Here is a 23,056-nt window from a genome sequence, read left to right as displayed (position 1 = left end):
TCAGGTGGTCTCGCGCCAGCGGTTGGTGATGGGCAGGCGGCGGTCGCGGCCGAAGTTCTTCGGGGTGATCTTCGGCCCCGGCGGGTACTGGCGCCGCTTGTACTCGGCCAGGTCCACCAGCCGGATGATCCGCGCCACCAGATCAGGGTCGTGGCCCGCGTCGATGAGCTCCCGGGAGCCCATGTCCTTCTCCACGTAGTCGTCCAGCAGCCGGTCCAGCACCTCGTACGGCGGGAGCGAGTCCGTGTCGCGCTGGTCGGGGCGCAGCTCGGCGCTGGGCTCCTTGGTGATGGAGTTCTCCGGCACGGGACGGTCGGCGCGCAGCAGGAACGACGGGTCGGTGTGCTCGTTGCGCCACCGGGCGAGCTCCCACACCATCGTCTTCGGCACGTCCTTGATCGGCGCGAAGCCGCCCGCCGAGTCGCCGTAGAGGGTGGAGTAGCCGGTGGCCAGCTCGCTCTTGTTGCCCGTGGTGAGCACCAGGTGGCCGTGCTCGTTGGACAGACCCATGAGGATCATGCCGCGCACGCGCGCCTGGAGGTTCTCGGCGGACAGGCCGGACAGCTCGATCTCCTTCTCGAACGCGTCCACGATGTCGGCGATGGGAGCGACACGGGCGCTGACCCCCTGGCGGCGTACCAGCTCCTCGGCGTCGCCGAGCGAGTGGTCGGAGGAGTAGCGGGACGGCATGAGCACCACGTTGACCCGGTCGGGTCCGATCGCGTCGGAGGCGATGGTGGCGGTCAGCGCCGAGTCGATGCCGCCGGACAGGCCCAGGATGACCGACCGGAAGCCGTTCTTGGCGACGTAGTCGCGCACGGCCAGCACCAGCGCCGAGTACACCTCGGCGTGCAGGTCGAGCCGCTCGGCGACGACCGGGGGCTGCGGCTCGTACGGCGGGACGGGGTCGGACGACAGCACCAGCCGCTCCACGGTGATCGTGGACCCGTCGCCCGCGTCGTACGGGAACCGGCCGGGCTCGGCCGTGGACACCGGCAGGTCGAGGTCCACGGTGAGCAGCTCCTCCCGGAACTGCCCGGCCCGCGCGACCAGCTCGCCGGAGGCGTCCACCACCAGCGAGTCTCCGTCGAAGACCAGCTCGTCCTGCCCGCCGACCTGGTTGGCGTACACGAGCGCGCAGCCGGCCTCGCGGGCCCGCCGCGCGCACAGCTCCAGCCGGACGTCGTCCTTCTCCTTCTCGTACGGCGAGGCGTTCGGCACGACGAGCAGCCCGGCGCCGGCCCGGCCGACGACGGACACGGGGCCGCCCTCCTGCCACAGGTCCTCGCACACGGCGATGGCGACGTCGACGCCGTGCAGCCGGAAGACCGGCAGCCGGTCGCCGCGGACGAAGTAGCGGTACTCGTCGAACACGCCGTAGTTGGGCAGGTGGTGCTTGGCCGTGCGGGTCACCACCTCCCCCCGGTGGAGGAGGGCGGCGGCGTCCAGCGGGGCGCCCTTGGGCTGGCCGACACGGGGCGCCAGGCCGGCCCGGTCGACGTGCCCGACGACCACGGGCAGCTCGCCGAGCCCCTCGTCGCGCAGCCGCACGGCCGTCTCCTGGAGCGTCCTGACGCTGGCGTCCACGAACGACGTGCGGAGCACCAGGTCCTCGACCGGGTAGCCGGTGAGGAACATCTCGGTGAACACCACGAGATGGGCGCCGCGGTCGGCGGCGTCCCGCGTCCACGCCACGAGCTTGTCGGCGTTGCCGCTGAGGTCGCCTACGGTGGGGTTGGTCTGTGCGAGGGCGATGCGCAGTTGAGCCACGCGACCAGCCTAATACGCCGTGATTTTTATCGTCCCGGCGACGAGAAGCGGGTTATCTTCCGACGGCCGTCCCGGGGGTGACCAGGCCGGACTCGTAGGCGGCCACGACGAGCTGCGCCCGGTCGATGAGCCCAAGATGATCGAGCAGCGCCGCCACCTCGGCCGCCACAGCGGGCTCGGCCAGGGCGAGGGTTCGCGCGATCTGCTGGTTCGTCAGGCCGCGGGCCACGAGCTTGAGCACGTCGATCCGGTCGTCGGACAGCCCGGCCAGCGCCGGGGGAGAGCCCGGATCCGTCCGGCCGGCGAACCCGGCGATGATCCGCGTCGTGACCGCCGGGTCGATCAGCGCGTCGCCGGCCGCCGCGGCCCGGATCGCGGCCACGAGCTGCTCCGGCGGGGACGTCTTCAGCACGAACCCGCTCACGCCCGCCCGCAGCGCCGCGTACAGGTTCTCGTCGCTGCCGAACGTGGTCATCACGATCACCTTGGGCGGGCGCTCGTCCGCCAGGATCCGGCGCGCGGCGGCCAGGCCGTCCAGGCGCGGCATCTGGATGTCGAGCAGCACCACGTCGGGGCGGGTCTCCCGGGCGAGCGCGATCGCCTCCTCGCCGTCCGCCGCCTCACCGGCCGGCTCCAGCCCGGCCTCGTCGCTCAGGACGGTACGCAGCCCGGCCCGTACCAGCGCCTGGTCGTCGGCCACCAGCACCCGCAGCGGGGACCCCGGGGAAACCGGGGGCGCCGGGGACGCGGGCGGCTCCTCCAGACGCTGGGCGAGCATGTCGCCCTCCAGGCGCTGCAGCCCGCTGGTCAGATCCAGCCCCAGCTCGTCCCGCCAGATCGACCGCGCCCGCCGCAGCGCGCCGAGCGCGTCGCCCTGCCGGCCGGTCCGGTACAGGGCCAGCGCCAGCAGCCGCCACGCCTCCTCGCGCAGCGGGTACGCCGAGGCGTGCGCCTCCAGGTCGGCCACCAGCGCCGTCGCCCGGCCGAGCGCGAGCCCCGCGCCGGCGCGCCGCTCCACCGCGATCAGCCGCAGCTCCTCCAGCCGTCCCGCCTCCGTGCCCGCCCACGTCAGATCGGCGAACTCCGCCAGCGCGGGCCCCCGCCACAGCGCGAGGGCCTCCTCCATGGCCGTCCACACCCGCGCCGGATCGCCGTCCGACCGGACGAGGCTCTCGAACCGCCAGGCGTCCACCTGCTCGCCGCCGGCGCGCAGCGCGTAGCCGGGGGCGGCCGACACCAGCACCCCGGCCTCCTCGCGTGGGGCGCGGCCGGGTTCGAGCGCGCGGCGCAGCCGCGAGACGTACCCCTGGATGGTCGACAGCGCCTGCGCGGGCGGGTCTCCCGGCCAGAGCTCGTCGATGAGCGTGGTCACGGGCACGGCGCGGCCCCCGGCCACGAGCAGGCGCGCGAGCACCGCTCGTTGCCGCCGGCCGCCGAGATCGAGGGGGACGCCGTCGGACCAGGCATGGAACGGTCCCAGCGCGGTGAATGTCAGCATGGCAGAGGTAAGCGTAGAGCCGTTGGATGTCGGGAGATATGGCGTTTTCCTACAGTGCTGCGCAGCAGGGCGGCGAGGGGCTTCACAGCGGGAGGTCCGCCTGGACGACGGTGCCGCCGCCCTCGCGCGGCCGTACGACGCAGGTGCCGCCCAGCTCGGCGGCCCGCTCGCGCATCGACGACAGCCCCACGCCGGCCCGCGCGTCCGGCGGGACGCCACACCCGTCGTCGGCGACGCCCACCCGCAGCACGGCGGCCCGCCCGCTGCCCGCGGCCTCCCGCGTGAGGCCGCCTCCCGGGGCCGCCTCGGTGATGCGCCGCAGCGTGACGTCGATCCGGGTGGCGCCGGAGTGCTTGCGCGCGTTCGTCAGGGCCTCCTGCACGATGCGGTACGCCGCCACCTCCACGGCCGCCGGCAACCCGGTCAGCCCGCCTGACGTCTCGACCGGCGCCCCGGCAAGCTCCTCGACGGCTCCCGCCAGGCCCAGCTCGTCCAGCGCGGGCGGGCGCAGGCCGTACACGAGCTGCCTGATGTCACAGGTGACCGTGTCCATGCCGGCGCGCAGGTCGGTGAGCAGCCGCTCGGCGCGCTCGGGGGAGTGGCGCAGGGTCAGCCGGGCCGCGTTGATGGACATCGCCATGCCGCTGAGCGACTGCCCGAGGCCGTCGTGCAGGTCGCGGCGCAGCCGCCGGCGCTCCTCCTCGCGGGCCGTGATGATCCGCTCACGCGAGTGCCGGAGCGCGGCCGTCATCCGTACGGCATGGGCGGCGTCCGAGATGAACGGCGCGATCGTCGCGAGCACTCGCTCGTCGTGCGCGGCGGGGAACCGCCGCCGCTCCGTCGGCCCCACCAGCAGCAGGCCCACCGGCGTGCCGTGCCGGACGAGCGGCACCGTGCGGGCCGGGACGCCGAGCGTGCCCGCCACGGTCGTGACGTCGTCGACCTCGACCGCGACGCCCGTCACGGACAGCCCTTCGCGCAGCACCTCCAGCGTCGCCAGCAGCCCGTGGCCGGGGTCGGCGAGCTGGAGGTGGAGCTTGAGCCGCTCGGCCAGCGCGTCCGGGTCGCCGGTGCTGCCGTAGAGCAGGCGGTCCACACCACGCTGGAACAGCCGGTGCATCGGCTGGAAGAACGCCCCGGCGAACAGCGCCGCCACGAGCCCCGCCACCCGGTCCACCCCCGACAGCAACAGGCTCGACGCCGCCCCGGCCGCCAGGTAGACGCCGCCGACCATGACCAGCAGGCCGGTGCCGACCAGGGCCCTGCTGATCAGCGTGTCGATGTCGAACAGCCGGTACCGCAGGATCGCGACCGCGATCGCCGCCGGGATGAGCGGGATCCCCAGCGACGCCAGCCACCAGAACGGGTCGCCGAGCATCCACGGGACGAGCAGCCCGGGCAGCGTCACCAGCAGCCACAGCAACTGCCGCCGTTCGACCGCGTCACCCCTGGCGAACCGCACGGCCAGCGACACGAACGCCAGCCCCATGGCGGCGGCGACCGTCCAGTGGGCCGCCTCCCGCAGGGGATGGCTGCGGACGGACAGGGCGGCCCAGTCGAGGGCGATGCCGGCCAGGGCCAGACCGGCCACCCACCCCCACCTCCTGGCCGGCAGCCTCCCGGTCGGGTAGAGGAGCGGCAGGAGGACGCCGAGGGTCAGCTGGCCGACCTGCCAGGTGACGTTCACGATCGGCCAGTGCAGCGGCGGGCCGTCGATGAGCAGGTTGAGGTTCGCGGCCAGGATGTTGGCCGCCGAGCCCAGCCCGCCCACCACCAGCAGCCACCCGATGACCAGGCGCGGCCTGCTGTGCACGAGAACCGCGCCGAACAGCGAGAACGCCGTGCCCGCGACGTCCTCGGGCGCGAACGGCAGCGGCGTGTACGACGGCTGCGGGAGCTGGGCGGTCACCCAGATGTCGGTCAGCTCGAAGACGACGGCCAGCGCGGCGAGGCCGATCGCCACCCCTCGCGCCCGTCCGGCGTGGCGCATCCCACCCGTCCTTTCGACCCCGTGGACTTCGCTTGGGGAGGAAAATATCGGGCGGATGCCACCATCCGATCAACAGCCGCTCAACGCCGGGTGGAGGTCAGCGGCGGCGGACGGCGGGGCCGAGGGCGAGCATGCCGGCCGCCGACACCAGTCCCAGCCCGCCGATCGTGAACCACAGCGCCTGCGGCCCGACCCCCAGCAGTGTCCCGCCGAGGAGCGGGGCCAGCACCGAGGACGCCGACCAGGCGAACCCCGACAGTCCCGCGTACCGGCCGCGCAGGTGGGCGGGCGCCAGCCGGGCCACGACGGTTCCGGCGATGCCGGCCGTGATGATCTCCCCGATCGTCCACACGACGATGGTCAGCGCCAGCCCCGTGACGGTGGTGACGAACGCGGTCAGCCCGAACCCGGCCGCCATGACGGCCAGCCCCAGCGCCATCGTCCGCGACGGGTCCCGGCGGCCCAGCCACCCGGACACCAGGGGCTGCACGACGACGATGAGCACCCCGTTCAGCGCCATGGCCAGCCCGTAGTCGCCGGTCGGCAGGCCCACGGCCTTGGTCATCGCGACCGGCAGCATCGTCACCGTCTGCGAGTACATGAGCGTGTTGCCCAGCATGACCAGCGTGAACCCGACCATCACCCGGTCACGCAGCACCACCCCGAAGCCGCCCGTCGACTCCTGAGCCTCCGGGCGAGTCTCCGGGACGGCCCGCCACACCAGCACCGCGAACGCCACGCAGGTGGCCGCGTCGATCCAGAACAGCCAGGAGAACCCCATCCCCGCCAGCCGCCCGCCCACGGTCATGCCGAGGGCGTACCCGAGGTTGATCGCCCAGAACAGCAGCCCGTAGGCGCGCGGGCGCTCCTCCGGCGAGACGAGGTCGGCGACCAGCGCGCTGGAGGCGGGCCGGTAGACGTCGATCACCAGGCCGAGCAGGAACATCGCGGCCGTGATCGTGGCCAGTGAGGTGCTCGCCCCGAGCCACAGCATCACGGCGGCGGTGGCCAGCATGCCGCCCGCCAGCGTGGCCCGGCGGCCGATCCGGTCGGCCAGCACGCCGGCCAGCGGCTGCGACAGCAGCGACCCGGCGCCGAACACCGCCATCACGGCCCCGGCCGCCGCCACGGGCATGCCGCGCTCCTGCGTCAGGTAGACGCCGGTGAACGGCATGACCATCGTGCCCAGGCGGTTCACCAGCGTGCCGCTCCACAGGGCCCAGAACGGGCGCGGCAGCCCGCCGAGCGCGGACCGCAGAAAACCGGGCTTGTCCATCAGGGGCGTACTCACGGATCAAAGGGTGATGAATCCGGCCACGATCGGCGAACGATTTAGGGCACACTAAAACGTGTGGCGGTGACATGGGTGCTGAAACCGGAGGACGTGGCACGCATCAGGTTCGCGTTCTCGCCGTTGTGGGAGCTGGTCGCCAGCCTCCGGACGCTGCGCGACCCGGCCCGGCAGTCGCTGCACCTGCCGTGGATCAAGTGCGTGCGTCCTCGTCTGGCCGGGCTGGACATGGAGGAGCTGTTCGCGCTCGTGCCCCCGGACGGCTACCTCGTCGACTTCGTCACCCCACCGCCCGACACGCCGCTGCCCGACCTCGCCACCGAGCTGGAGACGGTCCGGCGGACCCCGCCGGAGCGGGCGCGGGCCGAGGCGGCCAGGGTCGTGGGCTCCGACCGGGCGGTGATCGAGCGGTTCCGCGCCGACCCGGCGGCCGGGGTGGCCCGGGTGGCCGACGCGCTGGAGGCGTACTGGGAGACGTGCCTGGCCGAGTTCTGGCCGCGCGTGTACGCGCTGCTGGAGCGGGACGTGCTGCGCAGGTCGCGGCTGCTGGCCACGGGCGGCGCGCGCGAGCTGTTCGCCGGGCTGGACCCGGCCGTGTCGTGGACGGGGGAGCGGCTCGTCGTCGAGCGGCCCTGGACCTGCTCGATCGGCGGGCTGCACGGCGACGGGCTGCTGCTGGTGCCCAGCGCGTTCTTCTGGCCCGCCACGGCCGTCATGACCGAGCCGTACCAGTCGATGCTCGTCTACCCGGTCTCCGGCGTCGGCACGCTGTGGGAGCAGGGACCGCCGCCCGCGCCCGGCGCGCTCGCCGCGCTCATCGGACGCAGCCGGGCGCGGATCCTGCTCGCGCTGGCCGAGCCGGCCACCACGTCGGCGCTGGCCGACCGGATGGCGATCACCCGGGGCGCGGTCAGCCAGCACCTCGGCGTGCTCAGCGACAGCGGGCTGGCCATGGGCCTGCGCGTCGGCAAGGAGGTCGTCTACCGGCGCACCCCGACGGGCGACGCCCTCGCCCTCCACGCCCCCTGACCCGGGTGTTCACGGGCGCGCGTACCGGGTGGACTCCACCAGCCAGTCGATGTGCGCGCGCGGCGCCGCCAGATACGCGCAGGCGACCTTGCTGACGTCGCGCGCCACGCGCGGCCCCAGCTCGTCGAGCGGCAGCCGCCGCGCCGCCCGGTTCATGTCCTGGCAGCGCTCGGCGATCCGGTCGAGCACCCAGGCCACCGCCTCCGGCTCCGCCAGCCCCAGCTCGCGCGCCGCGACCACCACCAGGTTGTGCCCGTCGCCGCGCTCCTTGGCCCGGGACGCCACGTCGTTGCACCACGCCGTCACGTCGTTGCAGGCGTCCACGAGCTCCCGCCACGCCTCGCAGCCGTGCAGCCACGCCGGGGCCTCCACCCGCAGGCACGGCTCGACCAGGTCGAAGACGTACGGGCCGACGGTCGCGCGGCGCAGCGCCGGGTACTGCCGCAGCGTCGGCACGAGGCCCGCCGCGCGGTTGGCCGCCTGCGCGCGGCAGGCGTCGTGGTGGCGCCGCAGGTTCGCGGCGAACCTGGCCCGCCACTGGTCGCTCATCCGCACGCTCGTCACCCGCCACAGGTCCGCGAACGCCGACTCCAGCGGATGCGCGGCACGGCCCTCCAGCAGCCCCTGGAAGATCTCCAGCCGGCCCGGCCCCTCGTCCATCTCGTCGTCCAGGTGGAACAGCCACGTCAGCCACTGCGCGAACAGCGCCGCCGCGGCGGCGTCGAACTCGGCCAGCGCCCGCCCGGCGATCCGGTGGAACCCCACGCCCGGGTCCGCCTCCAGCCCGGTGCGCCTGGCCCAGTCGGCCACGGCCGCCTCGATCGCGTACACGGCCGGGTGCATCCGGCACGGCGCGGCCAGTGCCGGGACCCGCTCCGTCAGCGCCATCAGCGCGGCAGCGCCGCCGCCCGTCCAGGGCTGCTCGCCCGCACCGGGAGCCTCCGGCTCACCGGCGCGCGGGGCGGGCGCCAGCGGCTTCCAGTGCAGCACGGAGCGCAGCGCGGTCCGCACGGTAGCGATCACGGGGATGCTCACAAAGGCCCGAACAGCCAGTTGCCGGCCGCGCCGGGGTCCTCGCCCGTGTAGTACTGCCGAGCCGCCGCGACCAGCTCGTCCACCGTCAGCGTCCCGCGTCCCGTCCGGTCGAGCCGGTCGAAGGCCACGTCCACGTCGTCGTACGCGGTGCCGAACGCGCCGAGCATCGTCCGGAACTCGCGCCGCCCGACCAGCCCGTCGCCGTCCGGGTCGCACAGCGCCGCCACGGCCACCGTCGCCGGCCGGAACACCGGCTCGTACCGGTCACCCGACACGAACGCCCCGCGCATGCCCTCCCGGAAGTCCTCCCGCGACAGCCGGGACTCGCGGTCGCGGCCGAGCGCGTCCGCGAGTGCCGCCCAGATCGCGTCGAAACCGTCGACGAGCCCGCTGCCGGTGACCGACGTCGGCGACTCGCCGAAGCCCACCAGGACACGCGCCCCCAGGCCCAGCAGGTCCTCGCGCTCGACCGAGCCGGCGCCGCCCGCGTCGATGTGGTCGAACGCCCGATCCAGCTTGTGATTGAGCAGGTCGATGGCCACCCATGCCTCCCCCGAGACCGACTGCGTGATCACAGTAGGTCGGGGCGGGCGGTTTGTCAGCGAGGCTCGCACCGGCGCCCCACGTAACGTGTGCGAAACACGGACACGGCATGCTGGTAGGGACACGATGACTGACTGTCTTCATGAGGGGATGCCTTGGACCGCCAGCAGGAGTTCGTGCTCCGCACACTCGAGGAACGCGACATCCGGTTCATCCGGCTCTGGTTCACCGACGTCCTCGGCTTCCTCAAGTCCGTGGCCATCGCGCCGGCCGAGCTGGAGGGCGCCTTCGCCGAGGGCATCGGCTTCGACGGGTCGGCCATCGAGGGCTTCGCCCGCGTGTACGAGGCCGACATGCTGGCCAAGCCCGACCCGGCGACGTTCCAGATCCTGCCGTGGCGCAGCGAGACGCCCGGCGCGGGCCGCATCTTCTGCGACATCCTCATGCCCGACGGCTCGCCGTCCCACGCCGACCCGCGGTGGGTGCTCAAGCGCACGCTCGCCAAGTGCGCCGACATGGGGTTCACCTTCTACACCCACCCCGAGATCGAGTTCTTCCTGCTCAAGAGCCGCCCCGAGCCCGGCCGGCGGCCCGAGCCGATCGACTCCGGCGGCTACTTCGACCACACCCCGCACAGCTCCGGCCACGACTTCCGCCGCCAGGCGATCATGATGCTGGAGTCGATGGGCATCTCCGTCGAGTTCAGCCACCACGAGGGCGCCCCCGGCCAGCAGGAGATCGACCTGCGCTACGCCGACGCGCTCACCACGGCCGACAACATCATGACGTTCCGCCTGGTCATGAAGGAGGTGGCGCTGGAGCAGGGCATCTGGGCGTCCTTCATGCCCAAGCCGTTCACCGAGCACCCCGGCTCCGGCATGCACACCCACATGTCGCTGTTCGAGGGCGACCGCAACGCCTTCTACGAGGCCGGCGCCGACTACCAGCTGTCCAAGGTGGGCCGCTCGTTCATCGCCGGCCTGCTCAGGCACGCCGCCGAGATCACCGCCATCACCAACCAGTGGGTCAACTCGTACAAGCGGCTCTGGGGCGGCGCCGAGGCCATCGCCGGCCAGGGCGGCGAGGCCCCCTCCTACATCTGCTGGGGCCACAACAACCGCTCGGCCCTGGTCCGGGTGCCCATGTACAAGCCGCACAAGGGCGGCTCGACGCGGATCGAGTTCCGCTCGCTGGACTCCGCCTGCAACCCGTACCTCGCCTTCGCCCTCGTCCTCGCCGCCGGCCTCAAGGGCATCGAGCAGGGGTACGAGCTCCCGCCCGCCGCCGAGGACAACGTCTGGACCCTCACCAGCGCCGAGCGCCGCGCCCTCGGCATCCGGCCGCTGCCGCAGTCGCTCGACGAGGCCATCGCCGTCATGGAGCAGAGCGAGCTGGTGGCCGAGACGCTGGGCGAGCACGTCTTCGACTTCTTCCTGCGCAACAAGCGGGCGGAGTGGCGCGACTTCCGGCGGCAGGTGACGGAGTTCGAGCTCGACCGGTACCTGCCGGTGCTGTAAGGCGCGGGGCGAGGTCTTCACGGGAGGGCGCGCTTCGCGCGTGGAGACGTTCAGGCGTGCTGCCCAGGGGGCTCCGCCCCCTTCGACCCCAGGAGCGGGGGCCTGCCGGCCCCCGCACCCCCGCGACGCCGGCCGGGGGAGAGGCCGCTCCGCGAATCGATCCTGTTCCCAAGGCCGGACAGCCGTGCCAGGCTCGCCAGAGGAGATCGATCGAGAGGTCAGCAGAGATCGACGTCGATGTACTTGCGGGCCACCTTGTAGATCTTCTCGTCCGTGGTGACGAGGACGCAGTCCAACATTTCGGCCAGGGCGACGTAGGTGGCGTCGTAGCCGTTGAAGTTCGCTCGCAGGTCCCAGGCGCGATCGGCCGTCAGGTCGTCGGCGTGACGGATGAAGGGCAGGCCGGCCTTGACGGTTCGGGCTCCCTCGGCGCGGGCCTCACTGATCTTCCCGCCGAGGAGTAGACCGCGCATGGCGTTGCGAAACTCGTAGTCCAGCAGGTAGGGGATGTGGAGTCGGCTTTCGGCGACGCGAGCGAGCAGTTCGTCTGCGGGGGCGTCTCCGGCCAGGGCTTCGACGAGCGCTGAACTGTCGATGACGATCACGACTCGCGGATCTTCCGTATCTCGGTGACGACGTCTTCGTGGCTCGCCCCGCCGCCGAGCGACCGAAGCGCCTCCAGCCGTCCTCTGATCGTGTCCGGGGCTGGAGTGGCGGCGACCTCGGTGAGGATGTCGGCCACATACGCGGACAGCGACATGCGTTTACGCGCGGCCCGTGCCTTCAGCTCCGCGACCACTTCTGCATCCAGCCCTCTGACCTGCAAGGTGGCGTCCATGGTGCAAGCATAATGCTTTTTCTGCATGTGAGATATGTGTACAGCTGCCATCGCGCAGGATCTCCACCGCAAGCTGTGGACGGTCGTACGATTCGCGGGCGTCCGAGGGGGGGCGGCGATGGCGGCGAGCTGGAAGTCGTCCTTGGTGAGGACGCCGTCTTTGACCGGGAAACGAGTGGTCCGATAGCCATGGGCTGGTGATACGTGTGCGCGCGCTCGAACCGGACGACGCCCCCGTCGTGGCGTCGTGGATCGACGGCCCGGAGGCGCTGGTCGTCTGGTCCGGCAAGACGGGGTTCACCTGGCCGTTCGACGGCCGGCAGCTGCTGGACCTGCGAGCCTCCGATCCCGCCCGCCGCCTCCTGGTCGCGACCGGCCCGGACGGGAGCCTGGTCGGCCATGTCGGCCTGCGGGGGGAGCCGGGCGGCGCGTCCGTGCGGCTCGGCATGGTGCTGGTGGCCCCGGCGGCGCGGGGCCGGGGGTGCGGGGCGGCCATGGTGGAGGCCGCGCTCGGCGTGGCGTTCGCGGACCCCGCTGTCGAGCGGGTGGAGCTGGGCGTCTACGCGCACAACGACTCGGCCAGGCGAATCTACGAACGGCTCGGGTTCCGGGCCGGCCGGGTGCATCCGCGGAGCATCCTCGTCGGCGACGAGTGGTGGACGTCGGTCACGATGAGCCTGCCGCGGGAGGCATGGAGCCCCTCAGCCTGACCGGAGCGCGGGGCTGCTCCGTGGCACTGGTGTGCGCGTAACGTCATCGACTAGCCTGAATAGGCAGCCAAATGGCTGCCTATTGTGGACGGTGACGATGGACGACGTGTTCAAGGCGCTGGCCGACGCCAGTCGCCGGCGGCTGCTCGACAGTCTGAACGCCCGCGACGGGCAGACCCTGCGCGAGCTCTGCGCCGGGCTGGACATGGCCCGGCAGTCGGTCAGCAAGCACCTGGCCGTGCTGGAGGCCGCGAACCTGGTCAGCACGGTCAGACGCGGCCGGGTGAAGCTGCACTACCTCAACGCCGAGCCCGTCAACGCCATCGCCGACCGCTGGATCCGCCGGTACGACCGTGAGCGGGCGCGTGCGCTCGCCGACCTCAAGACCGCCCTGGAGGAGAGCCCCATGGACAGGCCCGAGTTCGTCTACACCACCTACATCGACACGACGCCGGAACGGCTCTGGCAGGCGCTCACCGATCCCGCCTTCACCCGCCGCTACTGGGGCGCCACCTTCGGCACCGACTGGCGTACCGGGTCGGCGATGGTCTGGGAGCAGGACGGGATGACGTTCGAGGACCCGGAGCAGGTGGTGCTGGAGGCCGAGCCCTACCGGCGGCTGTCGTACACCTGGCACACGTTCACGCCGGAGTTCGCGCACAGGTACGGGTTCGGCGAGGAGTGGCTGGCGCGGGTGTCGGGGGAGCGGCGGTCCAGGGTGACGTTCGAGATCGAGCAGGCCGGGCGGCAGGTCAGGCTGACGGTCGTGCACGACGGGTTCGAGCCGGGGAGCCCCGTGCTGGAGGCGGTCAGCGGGGGATGGCCGCAGATCCTGTCCAGCCTCAAGACGCTGCTGGAGACGGGCGAGCCCCTCCCGGAGGGCTCGACGGCGTCCCCGCGCCCGGGGATGCGAGAGAGCTTCGCGGAGTGATCAGCATCACTTCTCACGCCGAAGACACATGCGTGCAATTTAGCGCCCGTATCTTACGGGTACGGCTTTTCCGCCACCCCCACGAGCCCTCCCGGGAGCCGCGCCGCGGGCGCGTCGCACTTCGGTACGGCTGAGCGGGAAGGTTCTGGTGGGTCCGGAGTGTTGGATCCTGGTGCAGGCTGGTGGACAGCCATCCCTGCCGACACAGGCCATCCGGATCTCCGGTAATATCGGCCTGCTTTATTTGAAATTTCGGATTTTCGCTTGTCAGAGCGATATGGGAGGGTGAGGCATGACGACGGCTGCCCTGCAGACCGTGTTGACCGTTCCCGAGCGTTTCCGGGGACCGGTGGGCGTCGCCAACGGCGGCTGGATAGCCGGGACCATGGCGGACGCGTTCAACGACAACCGCTCAGCCGTCGAAGTCACCCTCCATGCCCCCACCCCGCTGGAAACCGAGCTGCGGCTGGAGCACGTCGCCAACACCGTCACCCTCTCCGACGGCGACCGGCTGCTCGTCGAGGCCATCCCGGTCGCGCAGGACCTCGACGCCCCCGAGTTCGTCCCGTTCAAGGACGCGGCGCGGGCCGAGGCCGGCTTCGCGGGCTGGAAGGGTCACGCCTTCCCCGAGTGCTTCGCCTGCGGCCTGCGTGAGCCCGGCGACGGCCTGCGCGTCTTCCCGGGTCCGGTGGAGGGCAAGGACGTGGTGGCCGCCGGCTGGCGGGTCCCGCACACGGTGGCCGACGAGGACGGCGTTCCCGGCTCGATCGTGGGCGCGGTGCTCGACTGCATCACGGGCTGGGCGCACTTCCAGCCCGGCGAGTCGGCGCTGCTCGGCCGGCTCACCCTGCAGATCCACCGGCGCGTGTACCCGGGCGGCGCCTACTCCGCCGTGGCCCGCGCCACCGGCCGTGAGGGTCGCAAGCTGTTCGGCGAGAGCGCGATCTACGAAGTGGACGGCACGCTGGTCGCCGCCGCCCGCGCCACCTGGATCGCTCCCCGCTGACGCCCTGACGACGTCGGCTTCCCGGCCCCGGAACCCACGAGGTTCCGGGGCCGTTCGCATGCCGGGACCCGTGCGGGGCTCAGCCGGTGAGGCGGGCGGCGACCAGCGACGCGCAGCGCTCGTCGAACAGGATCGTGTAGTGGTTGCAGTCGGCCACCACCTCGTCCTCCAGGAGCGGCAGCCGGGCCGTCCAGGCGGCGGCCAGCTCGTCCGGCAGCATGCCCGTCTCCTGGTCGAGCAGCCCGCGCGGCGCCCGCAGCAGCGAGACGGGGGCCGTGATCGAGGTCAGCGCGGCGCCGATCTCCTCCGCCTCCGTCAGCAGCCAGCGGCCGTCCTCGCGCACCGCCTCCCCGGCGGCGCGTGAGCGCAGCGCCCCCGGCGGCCCGGTCAGGTCGTAGCGGACGTACGCCTCGACGTCGTCGTTCCAGGCGTTCACGAAGGCGGGGTGCGACCGGAAGAAGGCCACGTAGTCCTCGGGCGTGGCGAAGGTGCGGGACAGCCGGGCGAGCCCGGGGCCGAGCGTGGCCGCCAACGCCGCGTCCGGGTCGGTGCCGGCCGGGAGCGGCAGCGGCAGGCCGCCGTCCACCAGCACGACCCGGGCGAACTCCCGCCGGGCCGCCGCCAGCGCCGCCACGTACGCGCCCATGGAGTGCCCCGCCAGCACCGCGCCGCTGTCCGCGCCCACGTGGTCGGCGACGCGCAGCACGTCCTCGGCGTGCCTGGGCAGCCCGTACGGCCCGGGCAGCCCGGCGCTGTGCCCCCGGCCGCGCAGGTCCATCGCCACCAGCGACCAGCCGTCCGGCAGCCGCCGCCCCACCGCCGCCCACGCCATGAGCGACGCGGTGATCCCGTGCACCGCGATGACCACCCGCGGACCGTCCCCGAACCTGGCGAGCCGCAGCCCGCCGACCTCGTCCACCCTCATGGACGGGATCCTAGGGACAGATCTCTCGGTCCGGTACGCCCGGGGACCTGTCGTCTCCTCCCGTACGGCACCGATGAGGAGACCTTGGGCGAAAAAGCCGGATAAATTACGCGGTATGCGGATCACCGTGATCGAGCACGAGGCCGAGGCGGGGCTCGGCTACCTGGCCGGGTGGCTCGGCCCGGCCTGCGACGTCGTCCGGCCGTACCGGGGCGAGGAGGTGCCCGAGCGGGCCGCCGACGGGCTGGTCGTGCTCGGCGGCGAGGCCGCCGCCTGGGAGGACGAGCGCTGTCCCTGGCTGCCGGCCACCCGTGAGCTGCTGCGCCGCTCCGTCCTCGACGGCACTCCCACTCTCGGCATCTGCCTCGGGGCCCAGCTCATGACGATGGCCTGCGGCGGGACCGTCGAGCGCGGCGGCGAAGGGCTGGAGGTGGGGCTCTGCGAGGTGACCGCGCTGCCGGAGGCCGCCTCGGACCGGCTGATGGCCGGGATCGGCACGGCGGTCGCGATCCAGTACCACCAGGACGTGATGTCCCGGCTGCCGGACGGGGCGGTGCCGCTCATGACCGGCTCCCGGTACCCCAACCAGGCGTATCGGCTGGGGGAGAGGGCCTGGGCGGTGCAGTTCCACCCGGAGGCCACGCCTGACATCTTCGCGTCGTGGGCCGTGTCGTCGCCGCCGGAGGGGGCGGAGGAGCTGGTCGCGGCGGTCCGGGCGGCGGAGGACAAGCTGGTGTCGGTCTGGCGCCCCATGGCGGAGGCGTTCGCGTCCGTCGTCAGAGGCGCCTGAACGAGGGGCCTGAACGAGGCGCCTGAACCCGTTCTCGGTGCCGGCCTGAACCCGTTCTCAGTACCAGCGGTCGCGGGGACGTGAGGTGGGCCGGCCGCCCCGGTCCCGGCGGCGGGTGACGGCGTGGGCCGCCGCGTGGACGCCCGCCAGCAGCAGCGGTACGGCCAGTGCGCCCACGGCCGACGAGCCGCGGGGCGGGGCCGGCACCCCGGCCTCGCGCAGCCGCCGCCGTGCCCACAGCGTGAACGGGATCACGACGAGCGGTGCGGTCACCGCGCCGGGCGTGTAGCCGCGGGGGACCGCCGCCTGCGCCAGATGGACGACGCCGTGCAGCCCGAAGGCCGTCAGCGCCGCCTGGAACGCCGGACTCCGCCCACCGGTGCGCGCCCCCGCGGCCGACAGCGCCGCCACGGCCCCGCCCATGAGCCCGATCGCCACGGTCGTGTGCGCCCGTGACACGTCCAGTCGTTCCCACGGGACGCCCGGGAAGAGCCGCCGGAGCCTGGGGCCGGCCCGCCCGGCCCAGCCGGGCATCGTGACCAGCTCCTCGGCGTCGTGCACGGCCCAGGCCGCCAGCAGCCCCCACGTCACCACCGCCGGCACCACCCCCGAAGCCGCCGCACCCGCCGAAGCGGGCCCGGAGACCGCAGCGGCCCCCGGGGCCGGAGCCGTCCAGGTGGGCGCGGTCACCCTGCCGACGCCGCCATGCGCATGAGACCTCATCTGTCCGTCCTCCCCATAGCCGACACACAACGCCGAAACACAACGCAACGTTGCGTTCCACTTTATGTCGCCCGCGCGCCGGCCTGTCAAGATGGAGGGGTGCCCAGGATCGAGTCCACCGCCGCCAGGCTCGCCAAGCTCGGGTTCGCCGACGGAGCGACCGCCGCGCGGCTCCTGGAACAGGCCGGGGGCGAGCTGGACGACCTGCTCGACGGGCTGGTCGAGGTCGCGGACCCCGACCTCGCGCTGCTGTCGCTGACGCGGCTGGCCGAGCGGGCCCCCGAAGCGGCCGCCGCCCTGCGCGGCGACGAGCGGCTGCGCGAGCGCGCGCTGGCCGTCCTCGGCGTGAGCGCCGCCCTGGGCGACCACCTGGTCCGCCACCCCGGCCACCTCGCGCTGCTGGCCTCCACCGAGCCGGGTGACGCCCGCGCCGACCTGCTGCGCGCCGTCGGCGCCGACCCGGGCGACCCGCTGCCCCGCGCGGCCACGCCCGCCTCTTCCTCAGGCGGCCGCCATCACCCGGGCGACCCGGCCGACCCCGGTGCGCTGGTCGCGCTGCGCGTCGCGTACCGTGGCCGGCTCCTGGGCCTGGCCGCGCGCGACCTGACCGGCCAGGCCACGCTCAGCGAGGTGACCGCCGAGCTGTCCGACCTCGCGGGCGCCGCGCTGGAGGCGGCCCTGGCCATCGCCCGCGCGGAGGTCGACGCCGAGGACGTACGGCTGGCGGTGATCGGCATGGGCAAGGCCGGCGCGCGGGAGCTCAACTACATCAGCGACGTCGACGTGATCTTCGTGGCCGAGCCGCGCGACGGCGCCGACGAGACCAAGGCGCTGCGCGCCGCGACCCGGCTGGCCCAGACCATGATGCGCGCCTGCTCGGCGGCCACCTCCGAGGGGGCGCTGTGGGAGGTCGACGCGGGCCTGCGCCCCGAGGGCCGCAACGGGCCGCTGGTGCGCACCCTGGCCAGCCATCTGGCCTACTACGGCCGGTGGGCCAAGACCTGGGAGTTCCAGGCGCTGCTCAAGGCCCGTCCCGTCGCCGGCGACATGGAGCTCGGCGCCTCCTACGTCGAGGCGGTCAACGACCTGGTCTGGTCGGCCGCCACCCGCGACCACTTCGTCGAGGACGTCCAGGCCATGCGCCGCCGCGTCGAGGAGCACGTGCGCGCGGAGGGGGAGCGGCAGATCAAGCTGGGGCCGGGCGGGCTGCGCGACATCGAGTTCGCCGTGCAGCTCCTCCAGCTCGTCCACGGGCGGCTCGACCCGCTGCTGCGCCGCCGCGCCACCCTGCCGGCCCTGGCCGCGCTGTCCCGGGGCGGTTACGTCGGCCGCGACGACTCACGCGGCCTGGCCGAGGCGTACACGTTCCTGCGCCAGGTCGAGCACCTGCTCCAGCTGCACCGGATGCGCCGCACCCACGTGCTGCCCACCGACTCCGCCGACCTACGCCGGCTGGGCCGCGCGCTCGGCATGCAGGCCGACCCGGTGGGGGAGTTCACCGCCCGCTGGCGCCGCCACGCGCGGGAGGCGCGGCGGCTGCACGAGAAGCTGTTCTACCGGCCGCTGCTCCAGGCCGTGGCCCGGCTGCCCGACACCGAGGCCCGGCTGTCCACCGCGGCGGCCTCGGCCCGGCTGCGGGCCCTCGGCTACGTCGACCCCGACGGCGCGCTGCGCCACATCGCCGCGCTCACCTCGGGGGTGTCGCGGCGGGCCGCGATCCAGCGCACCCTGCTGCCGGTCATGCTCGGCTGGTTCGCCGACACGCCCGACCCCGACGCGGGGCTGCTCGGCTTCCGGCAGGTCAGCGACAAGCTCGGGACCACGCCGTGGTACCTCCGGCTGCTGCGTGACGAGACCGCCGTGGCCGCCCGCATGGCCCGCGTGCTCGGCGCCAGCCGCTACGCCACCGGGCTGCTCATGCACGCCCCCGACGCCGTGGCGCTGCTCGGCTCGGACGAGGACCTCGCGCTGCGCGCCCCCGAGGCGCTGCGGGCCGAGGCGTCCGCCGCCGTGACGCGGCACGCGGCCGACCCGGCGAGCGCCGTCGCCGCCGTGCGCGCCCTGCGGCGCAGGGAGCTGTTCCGCACGGCCGTCGCCGACCTGTTCGGCCTGGCCGGCATCGAGGACGTCGGCGTCGCGCTGTCGGCGCTCAACGACGTGACGCTCCAGGCCGCCCTCGACGCGGCCGTCGCCAAGGTCCGGGCCGACCGGGGAGCGGAGCCGCCCACCCGGTTCGCCCTCATCGCCATGGGCCGGCTCGGCGGCATGGAGTCGTCGTACGCGAGCGACGCCGACGTCATGTTCGTCCACGACCCGCACCCCGGCGCCGGCGAGCGGGAGGCCGGCGACGCCGCCTTCGCCATCGCCAACGAGCTGCGCCGCCTGCTCAGGCTGCCCGCTCCCGACCCGCCGCTGCCCATCGACCCGGACCTGCGGCCCGAGGGCCGGCAGGGGCCGCTGGTGCGCACGCTCGCCTCCTACCGCGCCTACTATGCGCGCTGGTCCTCGCCGTGGGAGGCGCAGGCGCTGCTGCGGGCCCGCTTCTGCGCCGGCGACGCCGCGCTGGGCGCGGAGTTCACCGCGATGGCCGACGAGCTGCGCTACCCGGCCGGTGGCCTGCGCGAGGAGGCCGTACGCGAGATCCGGCGCCTGAAGGCCCGGATGGAGGCGGAGCGGCTGCCGCGCGGCGCCGACCCCGCCCTGCACACCAAGCTCGGCCCCGGCGGCCTGTCCGACGTCGAGTGGGTCGCCCAGCTCCTCCAGCTCCGCTACGCCGGCGCCGCCACGTCCCTGCGCACCACCCGCACCCTGGAGGCGCTGCGCGCGGCCGTCGCCGAGGGGCTGCTGACGGAGGCCGACGAGGAGGTGCTGGCCGAGGCGTGGCAGTGCGCCTCCCGGATCCGCGACGCCATCATGCTGGTCAAGGGACGGCCCGGCGACAGCGTCCCGGCCGACGCCCGCGAGCGGATGCGGCTGGCCCGCACGCTCGGCTACCCGCCGGAGGGCTCGGAGGACTTTCTCGACGACTACCGCCGCGTCACCCGCCGTGCCCGCCAGGTGGTGGAACGCGTCTTCTACGGCTCCTGAGCCCGTTTCCCCCGGAGATGTGAGCCGTTGCGTCCCGCGCCCGAGCGGGTGTATCAAGGCGCGGGGTGATCGTTTTGCTGTCGATCTACGTGGATCTGGCCTTAGGTCTCGTGCTGTCGTTCCTGCTGCTGTCGCTGCTCGTCAGCGGGCTGAACGAGGCGTTCGTCCGCCTGCTCGCCATCCGCAGCAAGTTCCTGTGGGCGTACCTGCGCGACACCATGGACGGCAGCGACAAGGACGGCAGGAGCTGGCTGCCCGCCAGCGTGCGGGAGGTGTTCGCCGTGCTGCCGTTCACGCGGGACCCGCGTCCGGTGCACAGCGACCAGCCCGCGCCGGCCGAGGCCGGCGAGCTGCCCGCGAAGGAGACCAAGGCCGAGGACGCCATGATCAACCTTCTCTACCAGCGGGTCCGCGAGATCGACCATCCCAAGCAGGGCCGCACCAGCATCGCCAACCTGCCGCCGGGCCGCTTCGCCGCCGCGCTGATGGAGCTGGCGGCGGCCGAGGACGGCGGCGTCGAGGGGCTGCTGGAGAAGCTGAAGGCCATGGGCAGCCCGCTCCACGGCCACCTCAAGGGCGTGTGGGAGAGCGCCCAGCGCGACATGGAGCGGTTCCGGGCCGGGGTGGAGTCCTGGTTCGACGGCGAGATGCAGCGGCTGTCGATGCTGTACCGGCGCTACGTCAAGTGGGTGGTGGCCGCGCTCGGGCTGCTGGTGACGCTGGTGTTCACCATGGACGGGCTGGAGTACGCCAAGACGCTGCTGCGCGACAACGCCTTCCGCGCCTCCGTGACGGCCGTGGCCGAGTCCGGTCCCGACGCGTACGGCGAGCTCAAGGCGCAGTGCGAGCGCTCGAACCCGGTGCCCTGCATCACCGACACCCTCAGCCAGCCGGCCCTGGTCAAGGTCTTCGACCATGCCCTGGTCAGCCTGTCGATCCCCGAGGAGGGCGACCCGGCCGTCCACTGGAACGGCGGCACCTGGTGGGACCGGCTCACCACGCCCAGCCACTGGCCGGGCTACCTCATGACGTACGTGGCGTTGCTGTTCGGCGCCCCGTTCTGGTGGGACGTGCTGCGCCGCCTCACCGGCATCCGCTCCCACCGCTAGGAGAATCCGCGTGCGCCGGGGGCGCAGCCGGTGTTGCATGGATCAGATGATCGACGAACCGCTGGAACGGCTCCGCACCGCTGCCCGCCGCACTCGTGAACTGGCTCGCGACCGGACAGCCATCGGCCTGGGCCCCGAGGACGCCGATGACGTCCTCGGCACGATCAACACGGACGGCGCGCTGGGGTTCGACCCCTTCCCTCTGCTTGAGGCCTTCCATCGGAACGGCGTCCGGGCTGTGGTCATCGGGCAGGTCGCCGGCATCATGCATGGATCCGCCGAACTGACCGGCGATCTGGACCTGCTCTGGGACGGCGCGCCGGCCCACGCCCCGGCCCTGGCGGCCGCCTTCGACTCCGTCGGCGCCCGGCTCACCGACGAGTCGGGCACCCTCGTGGCACCTCGCCCGGACGCCCTTCTCCGCCCCAAAGTCCCGTTCACCTCACCCGGAGCCAGTGGCGACTGCTGCACTCCGGCGCTGCCCTGGGGGACCCTCCCGGTCCGGGAGCTTCTCGATCGCGCGATCACCGCGGTCGACCCGGGCGGCCTGGAGGTTCACTACGTCTGCCGCCGGGACCTGATCCGGATGCGCCGTGCGCTGGGCCGCCCCAAGGACCTCCGCCGAGCGGACGAACTGGACTCCCTCCCCGCCACCGGGGGCCGCTAGGAAGGCGCCGCGACGCGAAAAGCCCGTGGCAAGGTCCAGGACCTTGCCACGGGCTCACCGGTCACACGTCGTAGTACAGCTCGAACTCGTGCGGGTGCGGGCGCAGGCGGATCGGGTCGACCTCGTTCTCCCGCTTGTACGCCACCCACGTCTCGATGAGGTCGGGCGTGAACACGCCGCCCTCCAGGAGGTAGTCGTGGTCGGCCTCCAGGGCCGCGAGCACCTCGGGCAGGGAGCCCGGCACCTGGGGCACCTGGCGGGCCTCCTCCGGCGGGAGCTCGTACAGGTCCTTGTCGACCGGCTCCGGCGGCTCGATCTTGTTGCGGATGCCGTCGAGGCCGGCCATGAGCATGGCGGCGAACGCGAAGTACGGGTTGCACGACGGGTCGGGCACCCGGAACTCGATGCGCTTGGCCTTCGGGTTGGAGCCGGTGATCGGGATGCGGACGCAGGCGGACCGGTTGCGCTGGCTGTAGACCAGGTTGACCGGGGCCTCGTAGCCGGGCACCAGGCGGTGGTAGGAGTTGACCGTCGGGTTGGTGAAGGCCAGCAGCGACGGCGCGTGGCGCAGCAGGCCGCCGATGTAGTAGCGGGCCGTGTCGGACAGGCCGGCGTAGCCGACCTCGTCGTAGAACAGCGGCGAGCCGTCCTTCCACAGCGACTGGTGGCAGTGCATGCCGGAGCCGTTGTCACCGTAGAGCGGCTTGGGCATGAACGTGACCGTGTGGCCGAACTCCAGGGCCGTGCTCTTGATGATGTACTTGTAGAGCATCAGGTTGTCGGCCGTCTTGAGCAGCGTGCCGAACTTGAAGTCGATCTCGGCCTGGCCGGCGGTGCCCACCTCGTGGTGCTGCATCTCGACGTCGATGCCGCACTCGATGAGGTTGCGGACCATCTCGGAGCGCAGGTCGGTGAAGTGGTCCATCGGCGGGACCGGGAAGTAGCCGCCCTTGTAGCGCGGCTTGTAGCCGAGGTTGCCGCCCTCGGTGGCCTTGCCGGTGTTCCAGGCGCCCTCGATGGAGTCGATGTAGTAGTAGCCGGCGTTCTGCTTCGTCTCGAAGCGGACGTCGTCGAAGATGTAGAACTCCGCCTCGGGGCCGAAGTAGACCGTGTCGGCGATGCCGGTGCCCTTGAGGTATTCCTCGGCCTTGCGGGCGACGTTGCGCGGGTCGCGGCTGTAGGCCTCGCCGGTCAGCGGGTCGTGCACGAAGAAGTTGAGGTTCAGCGTCTTGTGCTGGCGGAACGGGTCGAGCACGGCGCTGGACGGGTCGGGCAGCAGCAGCATGTCCGACTCGTGGATGGCCTGGAAGCCGCGGATGGACGAGCCGTCGAACATGAGCCCGTCGGTGAAGACGCTCGCGCTGAAGTTCTCTACCGGGAAGGTGAAGTGGTGCGTCGTCCCCGGCAGGTCGGTGAACCTGACATCGACGAACTGCACCCCTTCGTCGCTGATGAACTTCAGGACGTCGTCGGCGGAGTTGAACACTCTCGAACCTCCCTGGGGACCTGGCTATCAGGCCGACGCTAGGTCGCGGCCGTTTCCGCTCGGTGTCCCGATTGTTTCGCATATGTTAAGCGGAGGAGGGGCGCGGAGCGC

Annotated in this window: 20 protein-coding genes; 9 read left to right on the top strand and 11 right to left on the bottom strand. The window is 72.9% G+C overall.

All coding sequences use genetic code 11. The features are described from left to right. From MTP10_RS35060 to MTP10_RS35045, 4 genes are all read right to left on the bottom strand, one after another. Window positions 1-1,770, bottom strand: coding sequence for an NAD+ synthase (locus MTP10_RS35060; protein ID WP_310715195.1), 1,770 nt, complete (start codon window positions 1,768-1,770; stop codon window positions 1-3). Between the two features lie 52 nt (window positions 1,771-1,822). After that, on the bottom strand, window positions 1,823-3,268 hold the full coding sequence (locus tag MTP10_RS35055) for a BTAD domain-containing putative transcriptional regulator (protein WP_310715193.1): 1,446 nt from the start codon (window positions 3,266-3,268) through the stop codon (window positions 1,823-1,825). A gap of 82 nt (window positions 3,269-3,350) precedes the next feature. Then, window positions 3,351-5,258 carry a histidine kinase gene (locus MTP10_RS35050; RefSeq protein WP_310715191.1) on the bottom strand — a complete coding sequence of 636 codons (1,908 nt, stop codon included), beginning with the start codon at window positions 5,256-5,258 and terminating at the stop codon, window positions 3,351-3,353. Between the two features lie 97 nt (window positions 5,259-5,355). After that, a complete protein-coding gene (locus MTP10_RS35045) occupies window positions 5,356-6,549 on the bottom strand; it encodes an MFS transporter (protein ID WP_310715189.1) in 1,194 nt (397 codons plus the stop codon). A gap of 60 nt (window positions 6,550-6,609) precedes the next feature. On the opposite strand from MTP10_RS35045, the gene MTP10_RS35040 reads away from it, so the two are divergent. After that, complete coding sequence (locus tag MTP10_RS35040) at window positions 6,610-7,578, top strand: DUF5937 family protein (RefSeq protein ID WP_310715185.1); 969 nt, start codon at window positions 6,610-6,612, stop codon at window positions 7,576-7,578. Window positions 7,579-7,587: 9 nt separating this feature from the next. Here MTP10_RS35040 and MTP10_RS35035 read toward each other — a convergent pair whose 3' ends face one another. Together MTP10_RS35035 and MTP10_RS35030 are read right to left on the bottom strand one after the other, a co-directional pair. Beyond that, window positions 7,588-8,601: a terpene synthase family protein gene (locus MTP10_RS35035; RefSeq protein ID WP_310715182.1), complete on the bottom strand. Its 1,014-nt coding sequence runs from the start codon at window positions 8,599-8,601 to the stop codon at window positions 7,588-7,590. 8 nt (window positions 8,602-8,609) lie between these two features. Beyond that, window positions 8,610-9,155 carry an EF-hand domain-containing protein gene (locus MTP10_RS35030; RefSeq protein ID WP_310715180.1) on the bottom strand — a complete coding sequence of 182 codons (546 nt, stop codon included), beginning with the start codon at window positions 9,153-9,155 and terminating at the stop codon, window positions 8,610-8,612. A 156-nt stretch (window positions 9,156-9,311) separates the two neighbouring features. Here MTP10_RS35030 and glnA (MTP10_RS35025) point away from each other — a divergent pair, with 156 nt between their 5' ends. Next, window positions 9,312-10,673, top strand: coding sequence for a type I glutamate--ammonia ligase (gene glnA / locus MTP10_RS35025; RefSeq protein ID WP_310715178.1), 1,362 nt, complete (start codon window positions 9,312-9,314; stop codon window positions 10,671-10,673). A 218-nt stretch (window positions 10,674-10,891) separates the two neighbouring features. Here the strand turns inward: glnA (MTP10_RS35025) and MTP10_RS35020 are convergent, their stop codons facing one another. Together MTP10_RS35020 and MTP10_RS35015 are read right to left on the bottom strand one after the other, a co-directional pair. Continuing rightward, window positions 10,892-11,278 (bottom strand): type II toxin-antitoxin system VapC family toxin, encoded by a 387-nt coding sequence (locus MTP10_RS35020; RefSeq protein ID WP_310715174.1) that lies wholly within the window; start codon window positions 11,276-11,278, stop codon window positions 10,892-10,894. Further along, window positions 11,275-11,511, bottom strand: a complete 237-nt coding sequence (locus tag MTP10_RS35015) for a FitA-like ribbon-helix-helix domain-containing protein (protein ID WP_310715171.1) — start codon at window positions 11,509-11,511, stop codon at window positions 11,275-11,277. Before MTP10_RS35015 ends, MTP10_RS35020 begins: the two co-directional genes overlap by 4 nt. Window positions 11,512-11,708: 197 nt before the next feature. Between MTP10_RS35015 and MTP10_RS35010 the strand changes: the two genes are divergently transcribed. The 3 genes from MTP10_RS35010 to MTP10_RS35000 all read left to right on the top strand — a co-directional run bounded on the left by MTP10_RS35010 (window position 11,709) and on the right by MTP10_RS35000 (window position 14,158). Next, a complete protein-coding gene (locus tag MTP10_RS35010; RefSeq protein WP_310715169.1) occupies window positions 11,709-12,221 on the top strand; it encodes a GNAT family protein in 513 nt (170 codons plus the stop codon). A 97-nt stretch (window positions 12,222-12,318) separates the two neighbouring features. Next, the gene (locus tag MTP10_RS35005; RefSeq protein ID WP_310715166.1) at window positions 12,319-13,152 is read left to right on the top strand and encodes a metalloregulator ArsR/SmtB family transcription factor; all 834 of its coding nucleotides are present in this window, start codon (window positions 12,319-12,321) and stop codon (window positions 13,150-13,152) included. Between the two features lie 292 nt (window positions 13,153-13,444). Beyond that, on the top strand, window positions 13,445-14,158 hold the full coding sequence (locus tag MTP10_RS35000) for a hypothetical protein (protein ID WP_310715165.1): 714 nt from the start codon (window positions 13,445-13,447) through the stop codon (window positions 14,156-14,158). A 79-nt stretch (window positions 14,159-14,237) separates the two neighbouring features. Here the strand turns inward: MTP10_RS35000 and MTP10_RS34995 are convergent, their stop codons facing one another. After that, window positions 14,238-15,083 carry an alpha/beta hydrolase gene (locus MTP10_RS34995; RefSeq protein ID WP_310715164.1) on the bottom strand — a complete coding sequence of 282 codons (846 nt, stop codon included), beginning with the start codon at window positions 15,081-15,083 and terminating at the stop codon, window positions 14,238-14,240. A 115-nt stretch (window positions 15,084-15,198) separates the two neighbouring features. Between MTP10_RS34995 and MTP10_RS34990 the strand changes: the two genes are divergently transcribed. Then, complete coding sequence (locus tag MTP10_RS34990) at window positions 15,199-15,873, top strand: type 1 glutamine amidotransferase (RefSeq protein WP_310715163.1); 675 nt, start codon at window positions 15,199-15,201, stop codon at window positions 15,871-15,873. 57 nt (window positions 15,874-15,930) lie between these two features. On the opposite strand, the gene MTP10_RS34985 is transcribed toward MTP10_RS34990, so the two are convergent. Next, window positions 15,931-16,596 carry an HXXEE domain-containing protein gene (locus MTP10_RS34985; RefSeq protein WP_310715161.1) on the bottom strand — a complete coding sequence of 222 codons (666 nt, stop codon included), beginning with the start codon at window positions 16,594-16,596 and terminating at the stop codon, window positions 15,931-15,933. Between the two features lie 99 nt (window positions 16,597-16,695). Here MTP10_RS34985 and MTP10_RS34980 point away from each other — a divergent pair, with 99 nt between their 5' ends. The 3 genes from MTP10_RS34980 to MTP10_RS34970 all read left to right on the top strand — a co-directional run bounded on the left by MTP10_RS34980 (window position 16,696) and on the right by MTP10_RS34970 (window position 21,459). Next, entirely contained in the window at window positions 16,696-19,683 is a 2,988-nt protein-coding gene (locus tag MTP10_RS34980; protein WP_310715158.1) for a bifunctional [glutamine synthetase] adenylyltransferase/[glutamine synthetase]-adenylyl-L-tyrosine phosphorylase, read from the top strand. 65 nt (window positions 19,684-19,748) lie between these two features. Then, window positions 19,749-20,792 (top strand): hypothetical protein, encoded by a 1,044-nt coding sequence (locus MTP10_RS34975; protein ID WP_310715156.1) that lies wholly within the window; start codon window positions 19,749-19,751, stop codon window positions 20,790-20,792. 46 nt (window positions 20,793-20,838) lie between these two features. Further along, window positions 20,839-21,459: a hypothetical protein gene (locus MTP10_RS34970; protein WP_310715154.1), complete on the top strand. Its 621-nt coding sequence runs from the start codon at window positions 20,839-20,841 to the stop codon at window positions 21,457-21,459. Window positions 21,460-21,520: 61 nt separating this feature from the next. Here the strand turns inward: MTP10_RS34970 and glnA (MTP10_RS34965) are convergent, their stop codons facing one another. Continuing rightward, the gene (gene glnA, locus MTP10_RS34965) at window positions 21,521-22,945 is read right to left on the bottom strand and encodes a type I glutamate--ammonia ligase (RefSeq protein WP_310715152.1); all 1,425 of its coding nucleotides are present in this window, start codon (window positions 22,943-22,945) and stop codon (window positions 21,521-21,523) included. Window positions 22,946-23,056 lie beyond the last annotated feature (111 nt).

The organism is Nonomuraea sp. 3-1Str (assembly GCF_031570565.1).
Classification (GTDB): Bacteria; Actinomycetota; Actinomycetes; order Streptosporangiales; family Streptosporangiaceae; genus Nonomuraea.
Note: the sequence above shows the minus strand (reverse complement) of the source record. Positions and strands in the feature narration are given on the sequence as shown.